The organism is Candidatus Symbiobacter mobilis CR (assembly GCF_000477435.1).
GTDB classification, from domain to species: domain Bacteria; phylum Pseudomonadota; class Gammaproteobacteria; order Burkholderiales; family Burkholderiaceae_C; genus Rhodoferax; species Rhodoferax mobilis.
On the sequence record NC_022576.1, the window covers coordinates 1095516 to 1118323 of the forward strand.

At 59.8% G+C, this 22808-nt stretch carries 17 protein-coding genes; 3 read left to right on the forward strand and 14 right to left on the reverse strand.

What is annotated here, in order from left to right:
• Positions 1 to 2 precede the first annotated feature (2 nt).
• The 5 genes from CENROD_RS04550 to pyk all read right to left on the reverse strand — a co-directional run bounded on the left by CENROD_RS04550 (position 3) and on the right by pyk (position 6513).
• Complete coding sequence (locus tag CENROD_RS04550; RefSeq protein ID WP_022771935.1) at positions 3 to 185, reverse strand: hypothetical protein; 183 nt, start codon at positions 183 to 185, stop codon at positions 3 to 5.
• Positions 186 to 362: 177 nt separating this feature from the next.
• On the reverse strand, positions 363 to 1277 hold the full coding sequence (argF, locus tag CENROD_RS04555) for an ornithine carbamoyltransferase (protein ID WP_022771936.1): 915 nt from the start codon (positions 1275 to 1277) through the stop codon (positions 363 to 365).
• An 82-nt stretch (positions 1278 to 1359) separates the two neighbouring features.
• On the reverse strand, positions 1360 to 2586 hold the full coding sequence (locus CENROD_RS04560) for an aspartate aminotransferase family protein (RefSeq protein ID WP_420795899.1): 1227 nt from the start codon (positions 2584 to 2586) through the stop codon (positions 1360 to 1362).
• Positions 2587 to 3047: 461 nt separating this feature from the next.
• Positions 3048 to 4940 carry a phosphoenolpyruvate carboxykinase (GTP) gene (locus CENROD_RS04565; protein ID WP_041193278.1) on the reverse strand — a complete coding sequence of 631 codons (1893 nt, stop codon included), beginning with the start codon at positions 4938 to 4940 and terminating at the stop codon, positions 3048 to 3050.
• 139 nt (positions 4941 to 5079) lie between these two features.
• A complete protein-coding gene (pyk, locus tag CENROD_RS04570; protein ID WP_022771939.1) occupies positions 5080 to 6513 on the reverse strand; it encodes a pyruvate kinase in 1434 nt (477 codons plus the stop codon).
• A 249-nt stretch (positions 6514 to 6762) separates the two neighbouring features.
• On the opposite strand from pyk, the gene CENROD_RS04575 reads away from it, so the two are divergent.
• A complete protein-coding gene (locus tag CENROD_RS04575) occupies positions 6763 to 7719 on the forward strand; it encodes a diguanylate cyclase (protein ID WP_022771940.1) in 957 nt (318 codons plus the stop codon).
• Between the two features lie 77 nt (positions 7720 to 7796).
• Positions 7797 to 11297 (forward strand): PAS domain-containing hybrid sensor histidine kinase/response regulator, encoded by a 3501-nt coding sequence (locus tag CENROD_RS12410; protein WP_022771941.1) that lies wholly within the window; start codon positions 7797 to 7799, stop codon positions 11295 to 11297.
• A gap of 51 nt (positions 11298 to 11348) precedes the next feature.
• On the opposite strand, the gene folK is transcribed toward CENROD_RS12410, so the two are convergent.
• The 5 genes from folK to CENROD_RS04605 form a co-directional block, all read right to left on the reverse strand.
• Positions 11349 to 11870, reverse strand: a complete 522-nt coding sequence (folK, locus tag CENROD_RS04585) for a 2-amino-4-hydroxy-6-hydroxymethyldihydropteridine diphosphokinase (protein WP_051360422.1) — start codon at positions 11868 to 11870, stop codon at positions 11349 to 11351.
• 33 nt (positions 11871 to 11903) lie between these two features.
• Complete coding sequence (gene pcnB / locus CENROD_RS04590; RefSeq protein WP_022771943.1) at positions 11904 to 13535, reverse strand: polynucleotide adenylyltransferase PcnB; 1632 nt, start codon at positions 13533 to 13535, stop codon at positions 11904 to 11906.
• A gap of 206 nt (positions 13536 to 13741) precedes the next feature.
• Positions 13742 to 14410 carry an HAD family hydrolase gene (locus CENROD_RS04595; protein ID WP_022771944.1) on the reverse strand — a complete coding sequence of 223 codons (669 nt, stop codon included), beginning with the start codon at positions 14408 to 14410 and terminating at the stop codon, positions 13742 to 13744.
• Between the two features lie 134 nt (positions 14411 to 14544).
• Entirely contained in the window at positions 14545 to 15240 is a 696-nt protein-coding gene (locus tag CENROD_RS04600) for an HdaA/DnaA family protein (protein WP_022771945.1), read from the reverse strand.
• Positions 15241 to 16323: an AI-2E family transporter gene (locus tag CENROD_RS04605; protein WP_238551825.1), complete on the reverse strand. Its 1083-nt coding sequence runs from the start codon at positions 16321 to 16323 to the stop codon at positions 15241 to 15243. It lies immediately after the preceding gene.
• A 279-nt stretch (positions 16324 to 16602) separates the two neighbouring features.
• Here CENROD_RS04605 and purM point away from each other — a divergent pair, with 279 nt between their 5' ends.
• Positions 16603 to 17640 carry a phosphoribosylformylglycinamidine cyclo-ligase gene (gene purM / locus CENROD_RS04610; RefSeq protein WP_022771947.1) on the forward strand — a complete coding sequence of 346 codons (1038 nt, stop codon included), beginning with the start codon at positions 16603 to 16605 and terminating at the stop codon, positions 17638 to 17640.
• Positions 17641 to 17690: 50 nt separating this feature from the next.
• Here purM and CENROD_RS04615 read toward each other — a convergent pair whose 3' ends face one another.
• The 4 genes from CENROD_RS04615 to rsmB are packed head-to-tail and all read right to left on the reverse strand — an operon-like array spanning position 17691 to position 22692.
• Positions 17691 to 18341: a response regulator gene (locus tag CENROD_RS04615; protein ID WP_022771948.1), complete on the reverse strand. Its 651-nt coding sequence runs from the start codon at positions 18339 to 18341 to the stop codon at positions 17691 to 17693.
• 40 nt (positions 18342 to 18381) lie between these two features.
• A complete protein-coding gene (locus CENROD_RS04620; RefSeq protein WP_022771949.1) occupies positions 18382 to 20673 on the reverse strand; it encodes a sensor histidine kinase in 2292 nt (763 codons plus the stop codon).
• Positions 20674 to 20705: 32 nt separating this feature from the next.
• Positions 20706 to 21392 (reverse strand): DUF4390 domain-containing protein, encoded by a 687-nt coding sequence (locus tag CENROD_RS04625; RefSeq protein ID WP_187292336.1) that lies wholly within the window; start codon positions 21390 to 21392, stop codon positions 20706 to 20708.
• Positions 21340 to 22692 (reverse strand): 16S rRNA (cytosine(967)-C(5))-methyltransferase RsmB, encoded by a 1353-nt coding sequence (rsmB, locus tag CENROD_RS04630; RefSeq protein ID WP_022771951.1) that lies wholly within the window; start codon positions 22690 to 22692, stop codon positions 21340 to 21342. The genes CENROD_RS04625 and rsmB overlap by 53 nt, the downstream gene beginning before the upstream one ends.
• Positions 22693 to 22808 lie beyond the last annotated feature (116 nt).

The following is a 22808-nucleotide window of genomic DNA, read 5'->3' on the forward strand; positions in this document are numbered from 1 at the left end:
AATCAGCGAATCGGTGGATCCTTGGCGATGCCCCAGGAATCGCCGGGCGCAGTAGGCGGCTCGTAAAAGTCGAAATGGGACAGGATATACAGAAGACTTCCTATCACCACGATGATCACAATCGCGCCCAATACCAACCGCAACGCCAACAGCCACAGTTTTTGGTCTTCGTCGTCTTTAGCCATATCCGCAATATCCGTTTTGCTATTTGCACCAGCACTCTCAGGACTGAGAACCTATTTCAGTAGGCAGGCGAGCCGAAGCAGTGTGCGTGGCGCCGGAGCGCAGGAACCGGAATGTACTGACAGTACATGAGGATTCCGAGCACCGCCGCCGCGTGCAATGCGATGGCGTAGCCCCTATCACACCGTCCGCCCCAGCAACAAATACTCCAGCAGCGCTTTTTGCACATGCAGGCGGTTTTCAGCCTCGTCCCAGACCACGCTCTGCGGCCCGTCGATGACTTCCGCACTCACTTCTTCCCCACGGTGGGCGGGCAAACAGTGCATGAAGATCGCATCCGGGCTAGCCTGCGCCATCAATGTTGCATCGACACACCAAGATGCAAATGCCCGCCTGCGGGCCTCGTTCTCGGCCTCGTAACCCATGCTCGTCCAGACATCGGTCGTGACGAGATCCGCTCCCCGGCACGCATCCCGGGGATCTGCGAACGCCTTGTAGTGCCCGCTACGGCCCGCGCTGCATGCCATGTCCTCGCAGATATCGTAGCCATCGGGGGTACTGACATGTACGATGAAATCCAATAATTCCGCTGCCTGTAACCACGTATTCGCCATGTTGTTGCCGTCCCCGATCCAGGCAACGGTCTTACCACGGATCGACCCTCGGTGTTCGATGTAGGTGAAGATGTCCGCCAAGATCTGGCAAGGGTGGTATTCGTTGGTTAACCCATTGATCACTGGCACCCGGGAATGCTGCGCAAAGCGCTCGATCCTGCTTTGCTCGAAGGTGCGAATCATGACCAAATCGACCATGCGGCTGATAACGCGCGCCGTGTCTTCGATCGGCTCGGAACGGCCAAGCTGACTATCAGCATTGGTAAGGTGGACCACACTGCCACCAAGCTGGTACATCCCTGCCTCAAAGCTCACCCGGGTTCGCGTCGAAGCCTTCTCGAAGATGAGTGCCAACGTCCGGTCGATCAAGGTGTGGTGCCGCTCGTAGGCTTTGAACTTGCGCTTGATCAGGCCTGCGCGCTCGAACAGGTATGCGTATTCCTCCGCCGACAAATCCTTGAACTGCAAATAGTGTTGCATGGCAGAACCCAGATGTTGGTACGGCCCCCAGGGGCTGGTTACGGCAAAAGAAGGACAGGAGCAGAAACAGGAATGGCAATGCTCAGGCTGCAGCGCTCGTTGCGGATGCACGCAAGAAATCCCGCACCTGGGGAACGAGGATGCGTACGATTTCATCGGCCTCGGCACATGTCAACACCAGCGGCGGAGCCAATCGGATCACGGTCTCTGCCGTGACGCTCAACAGCAAGCCCTGTTCCGCGCACTGCTTCCACAACACACCGCAGGGATACGCCAGCTCGATACCGAGCAGCAGCCCACGTCCGCGAATCGCACGCACTGCCCCGGAGTGCAGCTCTTCGGCCAGCGCCGCCGTCAGCCCCCCCCGCAAATGGTCGCCCACCCGCGCAACGTTGTCGAGCAAGCCATCGCGTTCGAGGATGCGTAGGGTTTCCACCCCGGCGCGCATGGCCAGTGGGTTCCCGCCAAACGTAGTCCCATGGTTGCCGGGACGCAGGATGCCGCAAGCCTTCTTCCCTACAACCATCGCTCCGACGGGGACACCGGAACCCAGGCCTTTGGCGAGGGTCATTACATCCGGCACCACACCAGCCCATTGGTGTGCAAACCACTTGCCGGTTCTGCCCATCCCGCACTGGATTTCATCGACCATCCACAGCCAGCCCTGGTCGTCGCACAACGCCCGCACCGCACGCAAATACGCATCATCCATCGGACGCACGCCCCCTTCGCCCTGAATAGGCTCCAGCAGCACGGCAACGATGTTGGGGTTTTTCGCCGTGGCAATACGCAGCGCGTCGATGTCGTCGGGAGGAACGCGAACGAAGCCTTCGACCAGCGGCTCGAACCCAGCCTGGATTTTGGGATTGCCCGTCGCACTCAGGGTGGCAATCGACCGTCCGTGGAACGACTTTTCATACACGACGATTTCCGGGCGATCGATACCCCGGTCGTGGCCATATTTGCGAGCCAGTTTCAGCGCAGCTTCATTGGCTTCCAGCCCCGTCGAACAGAAAAATGCCTGTTCCATGCCCGACAACGTAGCCAAGCGTTGCGCCAATTCTTCTTGCAACGGGACTTGGTAGTAATTGGAGCAATGCACAAGACGGCCCAACTGCTCGCGTAGTGCAGCAACAAAGTCGGGATGGTTATGCCCAAGGGTGTTGACGGCGATGCCGCCGATTGCGTCGAGGTACGACTTTCCCGTGGTGTCCCATACCCTGCACCCCTGCCCATGCGATAGCGCGATGGGCAGCCTGGTGTAGGTATCCATGACATGCGAATGGGTGGCAGCAGTCATCGTCGGTATATTCATTAGCAAATTCGTCAGCAAACCCAGGCATCCACCCCCACAACGTGGTGCAGGCCCAAAACGAATCGGCCCAACAAGAGTTGGGCCGCGTTGAAAAACATTCTACGCCGAGTATCTACGCCAAGGAATCGGCTTAGAACCTATTCCAGTAGGGGCTGCGCCATCGCATTGCACGCGGCGGCGGTGCTCGAAATCCTCATGTACTGCAAGTACATTCCGGTTCCTGCGCTCCGGCGCCACGCACACTGCTTCGGCTCGCCTGCCTACTGAAATAGGTTCTTATCAACACAAAAAAACCACCCGAAGGTGGTTTGGCTGTACTGGCAATACCGCAATGCATTGCTGCATTACGGCTGCATACACCTTGATGACAACCTTTACTGCCGTTGTTGGATATGCCAGTCGGCACACCCAACAAAGGGCAGAAAGGTGTAGAAAGGTGTAAAACGGTGCCGTGCCTAGGCAGCCAATTGCTGCTCCAGGCGTGCCTTGGTATCGAGCAGCTCTTTAGGCATGTGGTACGCCAGCTTCTCAAACAGCTCGGTATGCAGCGGCATTTCTTGCGCCCAGGCAGCTTTGTCGATGCTCGTTACAGTCTGGAATTGCTCTTCGGTGAACTGCATTCCCGTCCAATTGATCGACCCATAGGATGGGCTGATCCCGAACGCATGTTCGACGACGGGCATCGATACCCCCTCGACACGATCAAGGATCCACTTGAGCACGCGCATGTTGTCGCCGTAACCGGGCCAGACGAACTTGTCGTTGGCGTCCTTGCGGAACCAATTGACGGTGTAGATACGCGGCAGCTTCGCGCCCTTGTCTGCCAGCTTCTGCCCCAGCGTGAGCCAATGCTGGAAGTAGTCGCTCATGTTGTACCCGGCAAAGGGAAGCATGGCGAAGGGATCGCGACGCACGACACCCGCTTGCCCAACAGCAGCCGCTGTCGTTTCCGATCCCATCGTCGCAGCCATGTACACCCCATCGACCCAATTGCGGGCTTCGGTGACCAACGGCACAGTCGTCGAACGCCGCCCCCCGAAGATAAAGGCATCGACAGCCACGCCATCAGGGTTGTCCCACTCGGGGTCCAACACGGGGTTGTTCGTCGCGGAGACAGTGAAGCGGGAGTTCGGATGAGCAGCCTTGACGCCTTTTTCCTTGGCCAGCTCGGGAGTCCAGTCGTTGCCCTGCCAGTCGATCAGATGCGCAGGCTTGGCGCCATTGGGATCGTCTTGTTCCATCCCTTCCCACCACACATCGCCGTCGTCGGTCAAGGCCACGTTCGTATAGATCACGTTCTTGTCCAGACTGCGCATGCAGTTGGGGTTGGTGAGCATGTTGGTGCCAGGAGCCACACCAAAGTACCCTGCTTCAGGGTTGATGGCGTAGAGCTTGCCGTCAGAGCCAGGCTTGATCCAGGCAATGTCGTCGCCGATCGTCGTGACCTTCCACCCATCGAAACCAGCGGGCGGAACGAGCATTGCGAAGTTGGTTTTGCCACAAGCGCTGGGGAATGCCGCAGCGACATAGCTCTTTTTGCCTTGCGGGCTGGTGACGCCCAACACCGTCATGTGCTCGGCCAGCCAGCCTTCGTCGCGGCCCATGTTGGAAGCGATACGCAGTGCAAAGCACTTCTTGCCCAACAAGGCATTACCGCCATAACCGGAACCGTAGCTCCAGATTTCGCGCGTTTCGGGATAGTGAACGATGTACTTCGTCTTGTTGCACGGCCAGGCAACGTCTTTTTGCCCGGGTTCCAATGGCGCACCGACCGTATGCACACACGGGACAAAGTTGCCGGTCGCCCCGAGCACACCGTAGACAGCCTTGCCCATGCGGGTCATGATTCGCATGTTCACGACAACGTAGGCGCTGTCCGTAAGTTCAACGCCGATGTGGGCGATCGGACTGCCCAGCGGCCCCATGCTGAAGGGGATGACATACATGGTGCGTCCCTTCATGCAGCCGTCGAACAGCGCAGGCTTGCCAGGCTGTCCGGTTTGCAAGAGAGCACGCATCTCGGCGGGGTCCATCCAGTTGTTGGTGGGGCCGGCGTCTTCCTTCTTGGCACTGCAAATGAAGGTACGGTCTTCGACGCGAGCGACGTCGCCGGGGTCGCTCCATGCCAGGTAGCTGTTTGCGCGCTTGGCAGGGTTGAGCTTTTTGAAGGTGCCCGCCTGTACGAGCCTGTCGCACATCTGCTCATTTTCCTGCTCGGAGCCATCACACCAATGCACGGCATCGGGCTTCGTCAACGCCACGACCTCGGCCACCCAGGAAATCAGCTTTGGGTTCGTGACGAAAGACGGAACTTGCAATTTCGCTTCTTGTTGCGTGGTCATGTTCATTGATTCTCCAGAATAGACGAGGATAGGGACAACACAGCAGAACCCGTGATCAAAATCCGCATTACCGGACTATCCACAAAAAAGGCTCGGATTGCCGAGCCTTTTCACCCCATTCAGGGGGGCCTGATGCAGAAAAATTTTAGCATCCGACCTCGCAGATCTTGAGCGTGTTGGTACCCCCCCTGCCGCCCAAGGATTCTCCGTAGGTGAACGCAAAAACATCGCCTGGTTCCACGATCCCGCGCTCCTTCAAATCTGACTCGGCGCGCGCCAACGCTGCGTCCCGATCCATGTCCTGGTCAATCAAAATCGGGTGAACATTCCTGCACAGCGTCATCCTGCGCTGCGCATTCTGGCTGGAAGTGAGTGCATAGATTGGCACACGGATCAGGTGGCGGCTCATCCACAGAGCCGTGGACCCTGTGCGAGTCAACGCTACGATGGCTTTGGCATTGAGATGGTGTGCGGTGAACAGGCCCCCCATCGAAATCGCACGGGCTATCTGATCGAAAGTCTTGCCAGTGAAATCGGCTTCCAAGTGGTAGGTGGCGCCACCCTCGACGGCCAAACAGATCTTGGCGACTTCCACGATCGTCTCCAACGGGTATTTGCCAGTCGCTGTTTCGGCGGAAAGCATCACCGCATCCGTACCATCCAGCACAGCGTTGGCCACATCGCTCACCTCCGCCCGCGTGGGAACGGGGTTGGAGATCATCGACTCCATCATTTGCGTCGCTGTGATCACGACACGGTCATGCTCGCGGGCCAGCTTGATCATGCGTTTCTGCAAAGCAGGCACCAGGGCATTGCCCACCTCGACAGCCAAGTCGCCACGTGCGACCATCAATCCATCGCTGGCCAGAACAATTTCTTCCAGATGCCCCACCGCCTCCGCACGCTCGATTTTGGCGATGAGGCCGGGACGATGCCCATCTTCCGCCGCCATGTGGCAGAGCTGGCGTGCCATTTCCATGTCCGTCGCCCCCTTAGGGAAGCTCACCGCCACGTAATCGGCATGGAAACTCATCGCAGTGCGAATGTCTTCCATGTCCTTGGCCGTCAATGCTGGCGCGCTGAGACCGCCCCCCTGCTTGTTGATCCCCTTGTTGTTGGATAGCTCGCCACCTACCTTGACCGTCGTGTGGATGGCGCTGCCACGCACTGCCACCACTTCCAGGACGATCAATCCATCGTTGAGGAGCAGCACATCCCCGGTTCTGACTTCGTTGGGCAGTGCCTTGTAGTCGAGGCCCACAGCCTCTGCATCTCCAGGTTCCGTGCGACTGGCGTCGAGTACAAAACGCTGCCCCGGTTGCAAGTCCACCTTGCCCTGCACAAATTTGCCCACCCGAATCTTGGGGCCTTGCAGATCGGCCATGATTCCCACTTCGCGCCCGGCACGCTGCGCCGCCTCGCGAACCAGCCGTGCCCGCTCGATGTGATCTTGGGCCTTGCCATGGCTAAAGTTCAACCGAACCACGTTGACCCCGGCACGGATCATCTGTTCCAGCAAAGCAGGGTCGCTCGAAGCCGGGCCCAGGGTTGCAACGATTTTGGTCGCTCGACGAGTCATACAAAAAAACCTTTTGGAGGTTGTAGCTAAGGGAAGTAGGGAATTTTCCCACGGTTCCCAGTACGCCCCTCGAACGTAGGGCGAACCCTCACGACGTCAATGAGCACAGGCTGCTTGGACAAGACATCGCAGCCCGTTCCGCGACAACGCAGCCGAACCCCATAAAATGCCCGTTGGATTTTTCCTGCCTCCAGGGTAGTGGCCCGCCACCCGGGGTTGGTGCATTGGGTGCCCGACCCCTCCCATCTCATGCTGAACGACGAAGCTGCCCTCTCTACACTGCTGGAAACTCCAGGAACCAAGGCCCGGCTCCTGGTAGTGGATGATCAGCCGATCAATATTCAGGTGATGTACCAGATCTTCGCTGGGCAGTACCAGGTATTCATGGCGACAAGCGGGCAACAAGCCTTGAATTTCTGCCGCAGAACTCCACCGGATTTGGTGTTACTCGACGTCGTGATGCCCGATCTCGACGGTTATGAAGTGTGTACGGCGTTGAAAGCCGACCCTGCCACCCGCAATATCCCAGTCATCTTCGTCACCGCGCACACGGAAGCAGCGCAGGTCACCCGTGGCTTGGAAGTGGGTGCAGTCGATTTCATTTCCAAACCCGTGAACCCCGCAGTGATTCGTGCCCGCGTCAAGACCCAACTGACACTCAAATTCCAGTCCGACCTCATGCGCAGGCTCGTCTTTCTGGATGGGCTGACAGGAGTATTCAATCGGCGGTACTTCGATCAGCAGCTAGGCATTGAGTTGGCCCGATCTGCACGGGTACAAACTCCCTTGGCGCTCATCTTGCTCGACGTGGATTTTTTCAAGCGCTACAACGACCGCTACGGGCACCAGGCTGGCGATGATTGCCTGCGCGCCGTTGCCCAGACCCTGAAAGGGGCATTGCACCGTCCGGCCGACCTCGTTGCCCGCTACGGCGGCGAGGAATTCGTCTGCATCTTGCCCGAAACGGCTTTCGACGATGCCATGAATATGGCGCAAGAACTCGAAAGCAAGATACACCAACAAGGCATTCCCCATGCCGACTCCGAAGCGGCGAGCGTCGTAACGATCAGCCTTGGAGTCGCCGGACACGACGGGCGCGCCAACATTCAGCCAGCAGTGCTCCTCGCGCTGGCAGATGAGCAGCTCTACAACGCCAAGCACGCTGGCCGCGCCCGAGCCTGCGGTAGCCTGCTTGGTTCCTCGTGATTGCTCCCTGAGCTTTCCCTCATCTCCACTGCAAGTTCCAGTCGATCCTTCGGCGGCGATCTTCCTTGACTCATTCCATGCTTCCACGCTTTGAGCCTCTGCTGCGTGCTGTGGCCCACTTGCTTCGGCGGGTGCTTCCCCGGTCACTCCAAAGCCAGGTATTGCTGCTGACTTCCGCGTGCATGGGCGTATCCATCCTGGCATACGGAGGCTACCGTGCCCAAGTCGATGTCGATGCGGAACGCACCGCCATCGACCAGCGCATCGCGGCCCTCGCCAAAAACATCGCGACCATCAGTGCGCACTTCATCGAATACCGGCACGAAAACGGTATCGAATCCGTCGTGTCCCAATTGGCGACTGTCGATGGCATCTATGCCGTCTCGATTACCGACATCACCGGCAAGCCTCTCGCGGAAGTTGTCAATCATGGGGGGGCTTGGTCAGCCCGCTATGGCCAGCAACGGATTCGCGTGCCCTCGCCTACCGGGCCAGCATCGTTCTCGCAGGTGCATCCACCCGATACGTTGCAGCGTGACTTCCTTGAGGGAGGCCACGGCAGTGTGATGATCTGGCAAAGAATCGACACCGACAGCCCCGTGGGATGGGTGCGTGTCAGCTACCGGCTCGACACCTTCGACATCATGGCTGCGACGATACGCTGGCGTGCAACGACAGCGATGGGAATCGCCATGTTGCTGACGATCGCCCTGCTGTGGTTGCTTCTGCGGCCGAGTATGCGGGCCTTGCGCCGTGCCGCAGACTTTGCAAGCCGCTTAGACCAAAGCCTGGGTGAAACATTGCCCCTGTCGTACCAGGCTGCAGAAATCGAAGCGCTGGAACGAGCGCTCAACATCGTTTCCGCCCGACTGTTGCGCCAGAACACCGACCTGATGAATCAAAAGTTCGCGCTGGATCAACACGCCATCGTGAGCATCACAGATCTGCAAGGCACCATCCTGTACGCCAACGACAAGTTCTGCGATGTCAGCGGTTACGCCGCCGACGAGCTGATCGGACAAAACCACCGGATCATCAAATCCGGTGAACATGCCAAGGGCGTGTACCGCGACTTGTGGCAGACGATCGGACAAGGCCGTGTGTGGCACGGCGACATCAAAAATCGCAAAAAGAATGGAGATCACTACTGGGTAAGCGCAACGATCGTCCCTCTGCTAGGCCAGGACGGTATGCCCTACCAATACATCGGCATCCGCACTGACATCACGGCCAACAAGGACCTGGAATACAAGCTACAAATCGCCAGCGACCAAGCGCAAGCGGCCACTTTGGCCAAAGGGCAGTTCTTGGCAAATATGAGCCATGAAATACGCACGCCGATGAACGCCGTGCTAGGAATGCTCAAGCTTTTGCACAACACGGATCTCACTCCCCGTCAGCACGACTACACCACCAAAGCTGAAAGCGCTGCGCATTCCTTGCTGGGGCTGCTCAACGATATCCTTGATTTCTCCAAGATCGAAGCGGGCAAGATGACGCTCGATCCCCATCCTTTCCGCATCGACAAACTCCTGCGCGACCTGTCCGTCATCCTCTCCACCACTGTAGGCAACAAGCCTGTCGAGGTTCTTTTCGACATCGACCCCAGCCTGCCCCGCGCCTTGGTCGGCGATCCCCTGCGTCTGCAACAGGTATTGCTCAATCTCTGCAACAACGCAGTGAAGTTCACCGAAGCCGGGGAAGTGCTCATCCGGGTGCGCGTACTGGAACACCAGCTCACGCAAGCCCGTTTGCAGTTTTCGATCCGGGACACAGGGATCGGCATTTCTCCCGAAGACCAAAAATCGATCTTCGATAGCTTTTCCCAGGCAGAAGGGACAACAACCCGCCGCTACGGTGGTACGGGGTTGGGCCTGCCGATCAGCCGCAAGCTCATTGAGCTTATGGGCGGGGAACTCACGCTGTACAGCGTCCCCAAGCAGGGGAGCACCTTCGGTTTCGAAGTCACGCTGCAAATCGACACGGCCCACGTTCCACCACCACGCACCGTGCGCCAATTGATGATCAGTGGACTCAAGATCCTGATCATCGACGACAACCCTACTGCACGCGAAGTCATTGCTGCAATGGCCCAGTCCTTGGGTTGGCATGCCGACATCACCGAAGATGGGGAAGAAGCCGTCGAGCGTTTCCAAGCCAATCTCAGTTCGGGCCAAGCTCCATACCAAGCATTGTTCGTAGACTGGCAAATGGCCCATGGTTTCGACGGCTGGGCAACGATCCGCAAAATCCTGGCGCTGTGCGAACCTTCACGGATGCATGGCATTCCTCCACCGGTCGTCATCATGATCACCGCTTTTGGGCGGGAAATGCTCAACCAGCGACCGCAGGAAGACCAGCAACTTCTGCATGGCTACCTGGTCAAGCCAGTAACTGCATCCATGCTGTTCGATGCTGTGGCGGATGCCCTCAGCAGTCGACAGCCCCCAGCGCCCAAAAAGCCCCCAGCAGAAATGGCGGAGAAGCCTTTGCAGGGCTTGCGTTTGCTGGTTGTCGAAGACAACCAGATCAACCAACAGGTGGCTCGCGAATTGCTGTCTTCCCGAGGTGCAGAAGTCACGATCGCTGACGACGGTCAACAATCCGTCGATCTGGTGCAAGAAGCGCTCCAATCCGATTCCTTGTTCGATGCCGTGCTGATGGACATCCAGATGCCTGTGATGGATGGCTACACCGCTACACGCATCCTGCGGCAAGACTTGGGGCTTACCCACCTCCCCATCATTGCCATGACTGCGAATGCTATGGCCAGCGACCGGGATGCCTGCCTGGCGGCAGGAATGGATGAGCATGTAGGCAAGCCATTCAATATCTCCCAGCTCACATCGCTGATCGTCAATTTGACTGCGGCCAAGCCTGATCCTGAGGAATTGGCGGTGACGCGGCAGGATGCAAGACTGGACGAACCCCCAGTCAGCGTCCAGGCCAACCGGCCCAAACCCGTCGAACTCCCCAAAGTCGATGAAGTCGACTTGGATGGTGCCTTGGAACGCTTTGGCGGAGACGAGGCGCTGTATGCACGAATCCTGCAATCGTTTCTGAGCGACATCCGCCGCATGCCCGACGAGTTCGAGTTGAGCATCGCGCAAGGAGAATTGCTTGCCGCTACGCGACTGGCCCATACCCTCAAGGGGTTGGCTGCAACCGTGGGAGCCAGTTACCTTGCCGCCGTGGCACTGCAAACGGAAACTTCCCTGAAGAACGCCCAGGAAAACGGCGCGCCTCCTGCAGAACTCAATATGCTGTGCGTACGTTTGCGCAACTCCATTTCTCTGACGGAATCCGTCATGGAACGCATCAGCAGGCGCTACACCTCAACTACGGAAAAACCCACCGAGCCCATCATCGTCAACACCGCCAACACCGTAACGCTTATGGGGGAATTGCGAGCGTTGTTGCAAACGTCGGACATGCGTGCCTTCGATGTGTTCGACAACATCCGCACCCACTACCGGAACCCGGAACACCCCGACTTCCAAGCGTTGGCTACCGCCATGGGGAGCTTCGATTTCGCTGCCGCCACGCAGGCTTGCGAAAAATTGATCGACGTCAAATAACGCCTCCTACCCCAGCGCAGGGTTCCACCCGCTGCGAATTGCTCTCGGCGCCTAGCCAGCTTCCGGGGTAGAGACCGACTCTGCAGAGCCAACGCGACACACGGCCTGGCTTGCAACAGCTTCCATCAGGCTGTTGCTGACCTTCTCCGGGGCAATTTCCGCCAAGGGAATCAGGACAAACGCCCGCTCCCACATCCGAGGATGCGGCACCACCAAACCGGGTAGCGCCAGCGCGGTATCCGCATAAAGAAGCAAGTCCAAATCGAGCGTTCGGGGAGCATTGCGATAGGTACGCACCCGATGTGATCGGTGTTCGATCTCGTGCAACGCCGCCAGCAAATCCAGTGCGGGTAGCGCGGTACGCACCTCTGCCACGGCATTGATGAAATCCGGCCCGGCGGCATCGACTGGGGTCGTCCGATAGAGGCTGGAAACGCGCTCGACCCTCGTCACCGCAATCCGGGCCAATTCCGCGACGGCGTGGCGCACCGCACACACCGGGTCCCCCAGGTTGGCGCCGAGTCCGACAAATGCGGAGACCGGGAAGGGTACGGATTCCAGGACGCCAACCACGTCCACCCCATCAAATACAGCAGGCCATCCCACTCAATCCGGACGATCCTGCAACTCCCCCGCCGCAGGTTTGGGCGGGCTGCGACGACGACGGCGCTTTTTGGGTGGCGCGGTACCTGAAGAGGAGTCGGAAGACACACCGGAGGATGCGGCAACCTCTGCGCTACCCATGGGTGCAGACACGTCCACCGCTACAGGTGGAGAGAGATCGGCAATGTTGCTCCCTTGCGGCGATGCCCCGTCCACTGGTGTATCTTGCAGCGGTGCGGCACGGCGAGGTTTGCGCGCTCGCGGGGGCTGTTTGCCACGTTGTTGTTCCAACCGTACCTCGTCGATCATGTCGCGGCGCAAACTGTCGTGCGCCTGGCTGAATTTCTCCCACCAGTCGACCAGCACTTCTTCGACCTCCCCCACCTCGGCACGCAAGCGCAAAAAGTCGAAAGCAGCGCGGAACCGAGGCTGTTCGACCAACCCCAACGGCGCCATCGTGGAACGGCGGTCAAAACGCGGTTGCATCGCCCACATCTCGCGCATGTCCGACGCCAGCCTGCCCCGTCCCGACACATCGCCGATACGGGCGTCGAACACCTCGTCGATCGATGCGAGCAAGGCCTCATGCACAGACTGTCCACTCCCCAGTCGACGCTGCCAGCCAGCGCGTACATCCTCCCACAACACGCACGCGAGCAAAAAACTGGGAGCCACGGGCCTGCCCCGTTCCACCCGACGATCCGTATCGAGCAGAGCCGACCGCACGAAAGCCCCCTGCGCACGTTCCACGATCAGATCCAGCAAAGGATCAATACCCCGCGCCAACCCCAATTCCTGCAACTTCTCGATCGAAGCCAGCGCGTGCCCGGTCTGCAAGAGCTTGAGCACCTCGTCGAACATCCGGCTCAGGGGCACTGTGCGCAGCAAATTACGGCACTGCGCCAATGGGGAAGCCGTGCCGGGATCGAGAACAAACCCGAGCGCATGCAACTTGGCTGCAAAACGCACCGCACGCAAGGCACGCACGGGGTCTTCCCGATACCGTGCTGTAGGGTTGCCGATCATGCGAATCACCCGATTGCGCGCATCGTCGAACCCCTTGTGGTAGTCCACGACGACATTGCGCTCCGGGTCGTAGTACATCGCGTTGATGCTGAAGTCCCGCCGGGCAGCGTCTTCCTCCTGCGTCCCCCAAACGTTGTCGCGCAATACCCTGCCCGTCGCATCGACGGCATGGTTCACCCCGGCCAATTCACGGCGACTGGTCTTTTCATTGCCTGCCACAGGCTCTGCGGAAGCGTGATCCAGATACGCACGAAAGGTCGATACCTCGACGACCTCATGATCCCGTCCGCGCCCAAACACCACGTGGACGATACGAAAACGCCGCCCAATGATGAACGCCCGTCGAAACAAGGCTTTGACTTCTTCCGGCGTCGCATTGGTCGCGACATCAAAGTCCTTGGGAGACAAACCCAGCATCAGATCGCGGACAGCGCCCCCGACGATGTAAGCCTCATAGCCAGCGTTTTTCAAGGTACGCACGACCTGTACAGCGCGCTCGTCAACACGGTCCAGTCGGATCGAATGTCCCTGTGGGCCAATTTCCACCCGCTTGCCCAACAATTTATTGCGGGAACGCCCAAAAATTTTCTGAATGAATGTCTTGATCATGCCGGGAACCTACGAATCGCTCCAAAGTTCAGACTTACGCAAAACCGCCACGACGTTGTTGTACCGCCTTGCCGTACCGTCATGCATTGCCTTTGTCGGTACGCTTGGTCGGAACACTTTTTCGTAAGTCCTACCAGTTTTTCCATTGCCACTGTGATGTCATACCCAGGATGCCCCTCTGCTACACCAACCCTCTCGGAACCTTCTCATACAAAGAGTTGCAGGGTGGGCCACCCCCGCTCTGCAGCCACTGCCGAAAGCCGTGCGTCGGCATTCGTCGCCACCGGATGGGCCACATGCTCCAACAACGGCAAATCGTTGATCGAATCGCTGTAGAAGGTGGTTTCGACACTGTCCCAACCCCAACCCCGACTCGCCAACCACTGGGAGACGCGCTCCACCTTGCCTGCCTGAAAACAGGGCGTGCCGTCGATCTCCCCCGTGAACCAGCCCGTCGTAGGGCTACGTTCCAGGCGGGTGGCGAGCAGTTCCTGAATCCCCAGCGCAGACGCAATAGGCCGGGTGACGAAATCGTTCGTCGCCGTGACCAACACGATTTCCGCACCCTCCGCACGGTGCCATGCCAATAGTGCCAAGGCCGCAGGCAACAACGCAGGCCGTATGACTTCATCCAGAAAGCGCTCAATAACCTCGCCCGCCTGCTGCGGCCCCACCCGGCACAGTGCCGCCGTGGAAAAACGCACATACGCTGCGATATCGAGCGTTCCATCGCGGTAGTCGGCATAAAAAGCATCGTTGCGATGGGTAAATTCATCGGGATCATTCCATCCCAGGCTCGTCGTGAACACCCCCCAGGCATGATCGGAATCCAGGGGAATCAGCGTATGGTCGAGGTCGAAAAGTGCCAACTGCATCGTCAAAGTCAAAGTCGCGAAGCGGCTTCTCAAAGCACTCCTCGCCCGCAGACGGGAGAGGAGTGGGGGGGAAGGGAAACTACCATGACTATCATGGTTCCGGGCATCTGTGCCAAGTCAAGGCAGTTCATCCATCAAGCCTGTGCCTGCTCCATCATCGAACGAACGAGGGGAATGGTCACGCACCGGCCTGTCTGTAAAGCGTAGCGATCCACGCGGTCGAGCAACGCCATCATGCTCGACAAATCGCGGCTAAACCTGCGCAGCAGAAAATCCATGACGCCGTCATCGATCTCGATGCCACGTACGTGGGCTTGCTCGTGCAGCACTGCCTTGCACGTGTCCTCATCCAGGGGACGTAGCGCCCAGACGTGCCCACCCCCCAAACGCGTACGCACGTCTTCGCGCAAGGGCAGATCCGCCGGGGGCCAGGCTCCCGCAGCCAGCACTGGCAAAGCCATCGACTGGGCGTGGACGAGTACCTGGAACGCCACCTGCTGCCGCGCTGCATCGTACGCATGCACATCGTCCAGCACCACGCCTGTCCAGGCTTGCGGGCAATCCAGCACAGAGGCCCACGACGGATGAACGGGATTGATCCACAGCAGCAGTACCCCACGCTCGCGCAGCCAGGCCTCTGCAGCCCGCAGCAGATGGGTTTTGCCACACCCCCGATCTCCCCAGAGATATATCGGCGCCCATCCTGCCTGCACATTCCATCGCTGCAACCACTGCCGGAGGTGGGCAACGACCGGCGCATTCGCTCCAGCCCAAAAATTGTCCAGACTGGGCACACGCTCCAAGCCCATGTCCAGGATGAGCTGCTCCATTCAAGACTCCCGGTACAGCGCACTGCGCAGATACACCGACCGCAAGCGGGTCATCAACACCTGAAGCACGGCACTGACGGGCAACGCAATCAGCACGCCCACGAAGCCCAGCACATGCCCAAACGTCAGCAAAGTAAAAATCACCGCCAACGGATGCAAACCGATACGGTCCCCCAGCCACACAGGCGTCAATACCAGACTTTCGAACACCTGCCCCGTGCCGTACACCACTGCAATCATCCACCAGACGCTGGGCGCTCCCGATTGCGTCGAAAACTCCAGCAAGCCTGCCAGCGTGGCCAGAAACAACCCCAGTCCAAATCCGACGTAGGGCACCGCGACGAGCAAGCCCGTCAATACCCCGATGGGCAGCGCCAAATCCAACCCAAACAACGCCAACCCCACGCTGTAGTACACAGCCAGCACACCCATCACCATCAGTTGACCACGCAGATACTGCCCGAGCACCGCATCCGCCTCGCGCGCAAAATCGAGGACGACTGCACGCACCTTCGTCGGCACCAGCTCCAGCAGCTTTTTCACCAAAGGATGCCATTCCAGCAAAAAATAATACAAGGCAACCGGAATCAGGATGACGTTGCCCAGCACGGCCAACAACACACTGCCGCCAATCTGGAGGGAAGACAACACAGAGCCCAGCGAACCCGCTGCATTCGCAGTCAGATGCTCGACGATATAGACGCGCAGCGCGGAAATATCCAGCTTGACATGCCACCCTGCCTCAGAAAGCATAGCCTGCACACTATGCACAAACTGGTCAAGCAGGATGGGAATCTGTGCCTGCAACAGCGGCAATCGGTGAACCAACACGGGGACGATCCACAGCATTGCAGCCAGCCCCAGTATCAGAACCAAAGCCTCGACCAACGAGACGGCAGCCCAACGGGGAAACCATTTCCCGCCGACGCGCTTGCCTACTGCATCTATGCGGTCTGTCAACGGCACCAATACATAGGCCAACACCGCTGCGGTGACGAAGGGAGAGAGCACGGGCGCCAGCCACCACAGCAGTACCCCCAGGCACAGAAGCACGGCAACCCAAGTCCACACTCTCGAACGCATGGCAATCCAATGCATCTATAGCAGTACCCTATAGGACGTACGCCAAACTACCCCGGCTAGGCATACCCACGCAGACAGTACAAGACAGTACAAAGTAGTACGGCAAGTGGGTATTGCGACGCTGGGACGGTTTGGCGTACGTCCTACCCTAGAATCTTTGGATTCTATGGGCCATGCCCTGAAGGCCTCCTGGGCCTACGTCAGGCATCTCTGGCTTCCACTCCCGACCACCCACCGCGCAGCACAGTCCCCAATCGGGTACGCCGGACGATCGCCACCATGACACCTTCCCCCACCCCTCTCAGCTACAAGGATGCCGGCGTCGATATCGATGCCGGGGATGCCTTGGTCGAGCGCATCCGTCCCCTGGCCCGGCGCACCTTGCGTGAAGGAGTGCTGGCAGGCATCGGCGGCTTTGGCGCCCTGTTCGAGGTGCCCAAGCACTATCGGGAGCCTGTTTTGGTCAGCGGCACCGACGGCGTTGGCACCAAGCTCAAATTGGCCTTTGCCTGGGACCGGCACGACACGGTGGGGATCGATCTCGTCGCCATGAGTGTCAACGACGTACTCGTTTCCGGCGCCAAACCGCTGTTCTTTCTCGACTACTTTGCCTGCGGCCACCTCGACGTGGACACGGCGGCCACTGTCGTCGGCGGCATTGCAGCAGGGTGTGAACAGGCCGACTGTTCCCTGATCGGTGGAGAAACCGCAGAAATGCCCGGCATGTACCCCGATGGAGAGTACGACTTGGCTGGCTTTGCCGTTGGCGTGGTCGAAAAGTCCCGCATCCTCACTGGCGCCGATGTGCAGCCTGGCGATGTGGTGCTAGGGCTTGCGAGCAGTGGCGCCCACTCCAACGGATTTAGCCTGGTTCGCAAATGCCTGGAACGCACGCCATCCCCCCCTGCCACCCTCGACAGGATCCCTTTCCGGGACGCCATCCTTGCGCCAACCCGCATCTACGTCCGCAGCGTGCTGGCTGCGCTCGAACGGCATCCCGTCAAAGCCTTGGCGCATATCACCGGGGGTGGCCTGCTGGACAACATCCCCCGCGTTTTGCCTGCAAATGCCACTGCGCATCTGGAACGCAGCCATTGGCCACGCAACGAATTGTTTTCCTGGTTGCAAGATGCAGCGGGGATCGACGATACGGCGATGTACCGCACCTTCAACTGCGGAATCGGGATGGTGCTCGTCATCGACCCCGCCCACGCCAATGCCTGTATGGCGACCTTGCGCGAATACGGCGAAACGGTCTACGGCATCGGCACCATCGCGCATCGCAACGCCAGCGACGCAGCAGTCACCGTTTGCTGAGAACGCTGCTGCAAGAAAGCCCGGACTCGTGAAGAAGTGCTACTGGGGTACTACTGGGGTTTCCGGGACAAATCGATACCCAACTGCTTGAGCTTGCGGTAGAGGTGGGTTCGTTCCAGCCCAGTTCTTTCGGCAACCCGTGTCATCGAGCCGTTTTCCTTGGCTAGGTGATATTCGAAATACGCTTTTTCGTATTCGTCACGGCCTTCGCGCAAGGGCTTGTTGAAAGAAAAGGTGCGTGTCCCTTCATCCAGAACCTGGGGCAAGGCTACCGGGCGCTCCACGACTGGGGAAGGTGGTGCCGGAGGCGCCGTCGGCGGAATATGCTGACGCAGTTGTGCCCGTGCCAGCGCATGCCGTACCGCATGCAACAGCTTGTGCATCGCAATAGGCTTTTCCAAAAAGGCCACCGCACCGATGCGTGTGGCTTCGACGGCGGTTTCAATGGTGCCATGCCCACTCATCATGATGACGGGCATAGTCAGCGTTCCAGAACCTGCCCACTCTTTGAGCAAAGTCACCCCGTCGGTATCCGGCATCCAAATGTCCAGCAGCACCAAATCGGGAGTCTGGCGTTGGCATGCAGCCCGTGCCTGTGCAGCGTTTTGCGCCAACTCGACGTTGTACCCCTCATCAATGAGGATTTCGGACAAGAGGTCGCGAATGCCAACTTCATCGTCCACCACCAAAATATTCGCCATGATCCCGTCGCTTTCCGTCGTACACCACAGTGGACAAGGCCTACGCGGCAGGCCCTGTTTGCCCTGTGGTGAACAGCAATGATACTTGTGCCCCCACCAACTCGGCATCCCGGTAGCGGTTACACGCCTCCACCCTCGCCCGGTGTTCGTCCGCGATTTTTTTGACGACGGCCAACCCCAACCCAGTGCCCTTTTCCTTGGTCGTCACGTATGGCTCGAACATCCGCTGTAGCAGTGCGTCAGCAAAGCCCGTTCCATGGTCCAGCACGCTCAGGCGCACTCGTTGAACGGAACCCAGCCATTGGGTTTTGACCACCACAGGGTGCGCTCCATCGGCGCGCCCAGCCGATGCAGTGGCGTCCAATGCGTTTTGCACCAGGTTGTGGAGTACCTGACGCAACTGCTGCGCATCCCCGTCGATGAGCGGGCACGCCGGATCCAGCTCTGCCACGACAGACACCCCGGACGGTTCCTGCGCATACAGCCCAAGGAGCTCCGTAACCAAAACGTTGAGGTTCGTCGGCCGTAGTTCCGCTGCAGGCAGCCGTGCGTAATCCCGAAACTCGTTGACCAACCTGAGCATCGCTTCCACCTGCGCGACGATGGTGCGAACGGATTTGGTCAGAATCGCCCGCTGTCCCTCGTCCAAATCGGCCCAGAGCTTGCGTTCCAGCCGTTCTGCAGAAAGCTGGATGGGGGTGAGCGGATTGCGAATCTCGTGCGCCAGTCGCCGTGCCACTTCCGCCCAGGCCTTGGTTCGCTGTGCAGAGATGACATGGGAAATATCGTCAAAAACGATGAGCTGCTGGTTCCCCGGCAATTCCGCGCCGCGCAATAGCAGCGTCACCGTATCGTGCCCAGGCGCCAGGGCATGCCCCATCGCCAGCTCGAAGGACTGCTCCCAGTGATCGGTCTCTCCCTCCTCACGTGGAGATCGCAACGCCTCGAACCGCTGCCGCACGCATACGGCCAGTCCTTGCAAGCTGAGGAGATCATCCAGGCTTGTTCCGGGCTGAATGGGGTGTGGAGTGCGCAAAATTCTGTTCGCGCCCGGGTTGAGGGTTTGGATCGTCCCCGACTCGTCCAGAACGATCACGCCCGCAGTCAGGTTGTCCAGGATGGTTTGCAGGCTCGCATGGGCCGCACGCACCTGCTCCATGCTTTGCTGCACAGCGTGCCGGGCATCGGCAAGCTGGCGCGTCATGTCTGCAAAGGATCGGGTCAGCCCGTCGAGTTCGTCCTTGCCATGCAACATCGACCGGGGGCTGAAGTCCCCGGCTGCCACGTCTCGCACCCCATCTGCCAAAAGCAGCAGGGGCCGCACGATGCGGTTCCCCATCATGATCGCCAGCAGCACGCTGCCCAACACGGCCAAAAACAGACTCAGGGTCAGCGCACCGATGTACATCCGGCGCAACCCCTCTCGCGCCAGGGCGCGTTCCTGGTACTCCCGATGCGCCTGCGTGACGGACAGGGCGTTGTGTACGAAGGTGGGCGGCAGTGTCTTGGTCGCCAGCAAATACCGCACACCGGGAAGGGTTCCAGGCTGACGCACGTTGACCGTCACCAGTACGCGAATGCGGGCCACAGGGGTACTGGCGGTCGCGGTCGCTGGCTCCTCCAGCCCATCGACCCACGTCGCCAACCCATGCGTCGCAGCGATACGCAGGGGTTCCGGCGGCGGTGGCTCCGGGCTGAGCTGGTAACGCAAAGGCCCTGCAGCAGCGATAGGCCGCCCATTGCCGGCCCACAGGGTCAAATCGTCCGCCCCCAAAGCATCGCGGATGTGCTCCATCCACAGCGGTGCGGTGGCATCGCTGGTCGTAGGTTGTGCGGAAACCTGCACGGCGCTGGCGCGCACCTTGGCCGTCCACTCTGCCGACCAGGCATCCAGCGTTGCGCGGCCCAGATGCAGCCCGGCTTCGAGCGCCCCTTCGACCTCGACATCGAACCAGCTCTCGATCGATCGGGCAACGAATTGGTACGACACCACATAAATCAACATTCCCGGAATGACCCCCGCCAGCGCAAAGACAGCAGCCAGCCGCACCAACAGGCGACTACCAAATTTCTTGCTGCGCCTACGCGCACCCAACCGCCAGGCGATCCCGCCGATGACCCCCAGCAGGGCAAGGGCGACGATGGCATTGACGAAAAAGAGCGGGGTGTAGTACGGCTCGTACAGATTGCGGTTGCCGGTGGCCAGAATCAGCAAAGACAGCAACACCAGCCCCACGGCGCCCAAAAAGGCCACCCCCACCCACAACGCCCAACGTGCAATGCGGGACGGCTCGTTCGCGCCACCCTCAGCGGGATGCAGGACATGGGTCATTGTTTGCGCGCAGTCAACGGCTTTTTCCAGGCTCAAGGCTGCGACGCAAGCGAACGCGTGGCGTAGAGCGAAATGTCCCAGTCCGACGTTCCTAAGGTGCCGATTTGCAGCGGCCTCGGAAGCTGGGTGGTGTCCAAATCAAATTGGAAAGCGACGTCGTATCTGGCTGTATCCGACAGCGCGGCCCCTTCGGCGATCTTCCACCTGGGGATGTTGCGGATCATGGCCAGCGCATCCGCCAAGGTATCGAAGCTTTGGCTGATCGAAGAACCCAGCGCCGGATCGTTGATTTCCCCAAAGCCCAGGTGGACCTTCCAACGATTGGTGAGCGGCTGATACGCCAACCGGTAGTAACGCATGGCCTCGGCCACGATGGGGTCGCTCCAATACCACCGGTACTGGCGCACTTGCGCACGGGCGACGAAGAACACTGCGATGCCACGCTGGAGTGCATCGACGATGGGCGCAGACAACTCGAAGCGAAGCTGCGCGGACAGCCATAACCCTTCCTGGTGCCGATCCAGCGTGATGGAGCACGGTTGTACCTGTGGGGACGGGGAGGAGGACGCTTGTGCCAACGAGACAGCAGCGCACCCAGCCAGCATGGCAGCGCACCCCCACCGCCCCAATCGCCCCCATAGCCAGGCCCAGGCGCACAGCGAAGGCTCAAGCCCCAGCACCTTGCGCCACCTTCCGCAGCACAGCATAAAAAAATCCATCGTGACCCCATGGGGCATCGTTCAACGCAGCCATATCGTCGCCCCACGACTGCATGGATGAAGGAACGCCGGGAAGCCAATGCCCCGGCGCAGGCATAGGGCATGCATCGGGGTGCGTGGCAACGAAAGCATCGATCCGGTCACTGCCTTCGGCACGAAAAACCGAGCACGTCGCGTACAGCAACCGCCCCCCCGGTCGCAACAGCGGCCACAGTGCATCCAGCAGACACGCCTGCACTTGCGACAAAGTCTGCACATCCTGCAATCGCTTGAGCCAAGGGATATCCGGGTGTCTGCGCACGACCCCGGAACCCGTACACGGCGCGTCCAGCATGATGGCATCGAAAGGCTGGCCATTCCACCATGCTGTAGGGTCGAGGGCATCGGCGCATAACACCGTTGCATGCAGCCCCAACCTGTCCAGGTTGTCCCGAACGCGGGCGCATCGTTGGGGGTCGATGTCGAGGGCCATCACCTCGGCATCCAGCCATTCGAGCAGATGCGTCGTTTTTCCCCCGGGGGCGGCGCAAGCATCGAGCACACGCCTGGGATGGAAATCCCCTTGCAGCAGCAGCGGAATTGCCCGTTGCGCACCCAAGTCTTGTACGGAAAACCACCCTTTCCCAAAGCCCGGCAACCCTACTACGGGCTGGTGAGCATCCAGTACGACGGCAGCGTCCCCCGCAGGGTGGGCGTCGATCCCCAGCGCTTGCAACGATGCAAGAAAGGAGGGTTGATCGATGCGGCGACGATTCCTGCGCAACACCATCGGCGCAGGCCGCACAGATGCATGCAAGAGAGCCTGCCAGTGCTGCGGCCAATCTTGCCGAAGCAAATCGATCCACCACTGGGGATGGTTCCAGCAAGCAGTCTCGACTTCCTCGGTCTGCGATTGCAGTGCCTCGCGCCGACGCAGGAACTGGCGCAAACAGGCATTGACGAACCCCGCTTGATGCTGCGTGGCGCGGCGGCTGCGCGCACAGCGCACGCACTGATCGACGACCGTGTGCGCCGGGTACGACGTGCCTTCCCAAAGCAGGGCTAACGCACTGCATAGCAAGGCATCGACCAAAGGCGGAGGGGTGCCCGGCGCAAGCAGGCCACGCAGCGCCCGGGCACGTCCCCAGCCCCGCAGCACTGTGAAAGACAACGCTTGCGCACCGGCACGCAACGGCGGTGCCACACGATCTGCTAACACAGCGTAGGACTGCCCCGCAAGCACCCCGGCAACGATGTCCGTCACCGGACACAGCAACTGCCACAGCGGCACGCCTCGCTGCGCGGGGGCGCCTGCGGTCATGGTGCGGTGGAGAGCAGCCACTGCGGGTTCACCCCGCTACGTACCACATGCCGCAACAACGATGCACAGCGGCCCCCAGCCGGGGATGCCTCCACACACGCTGCGCTCACCCGGGT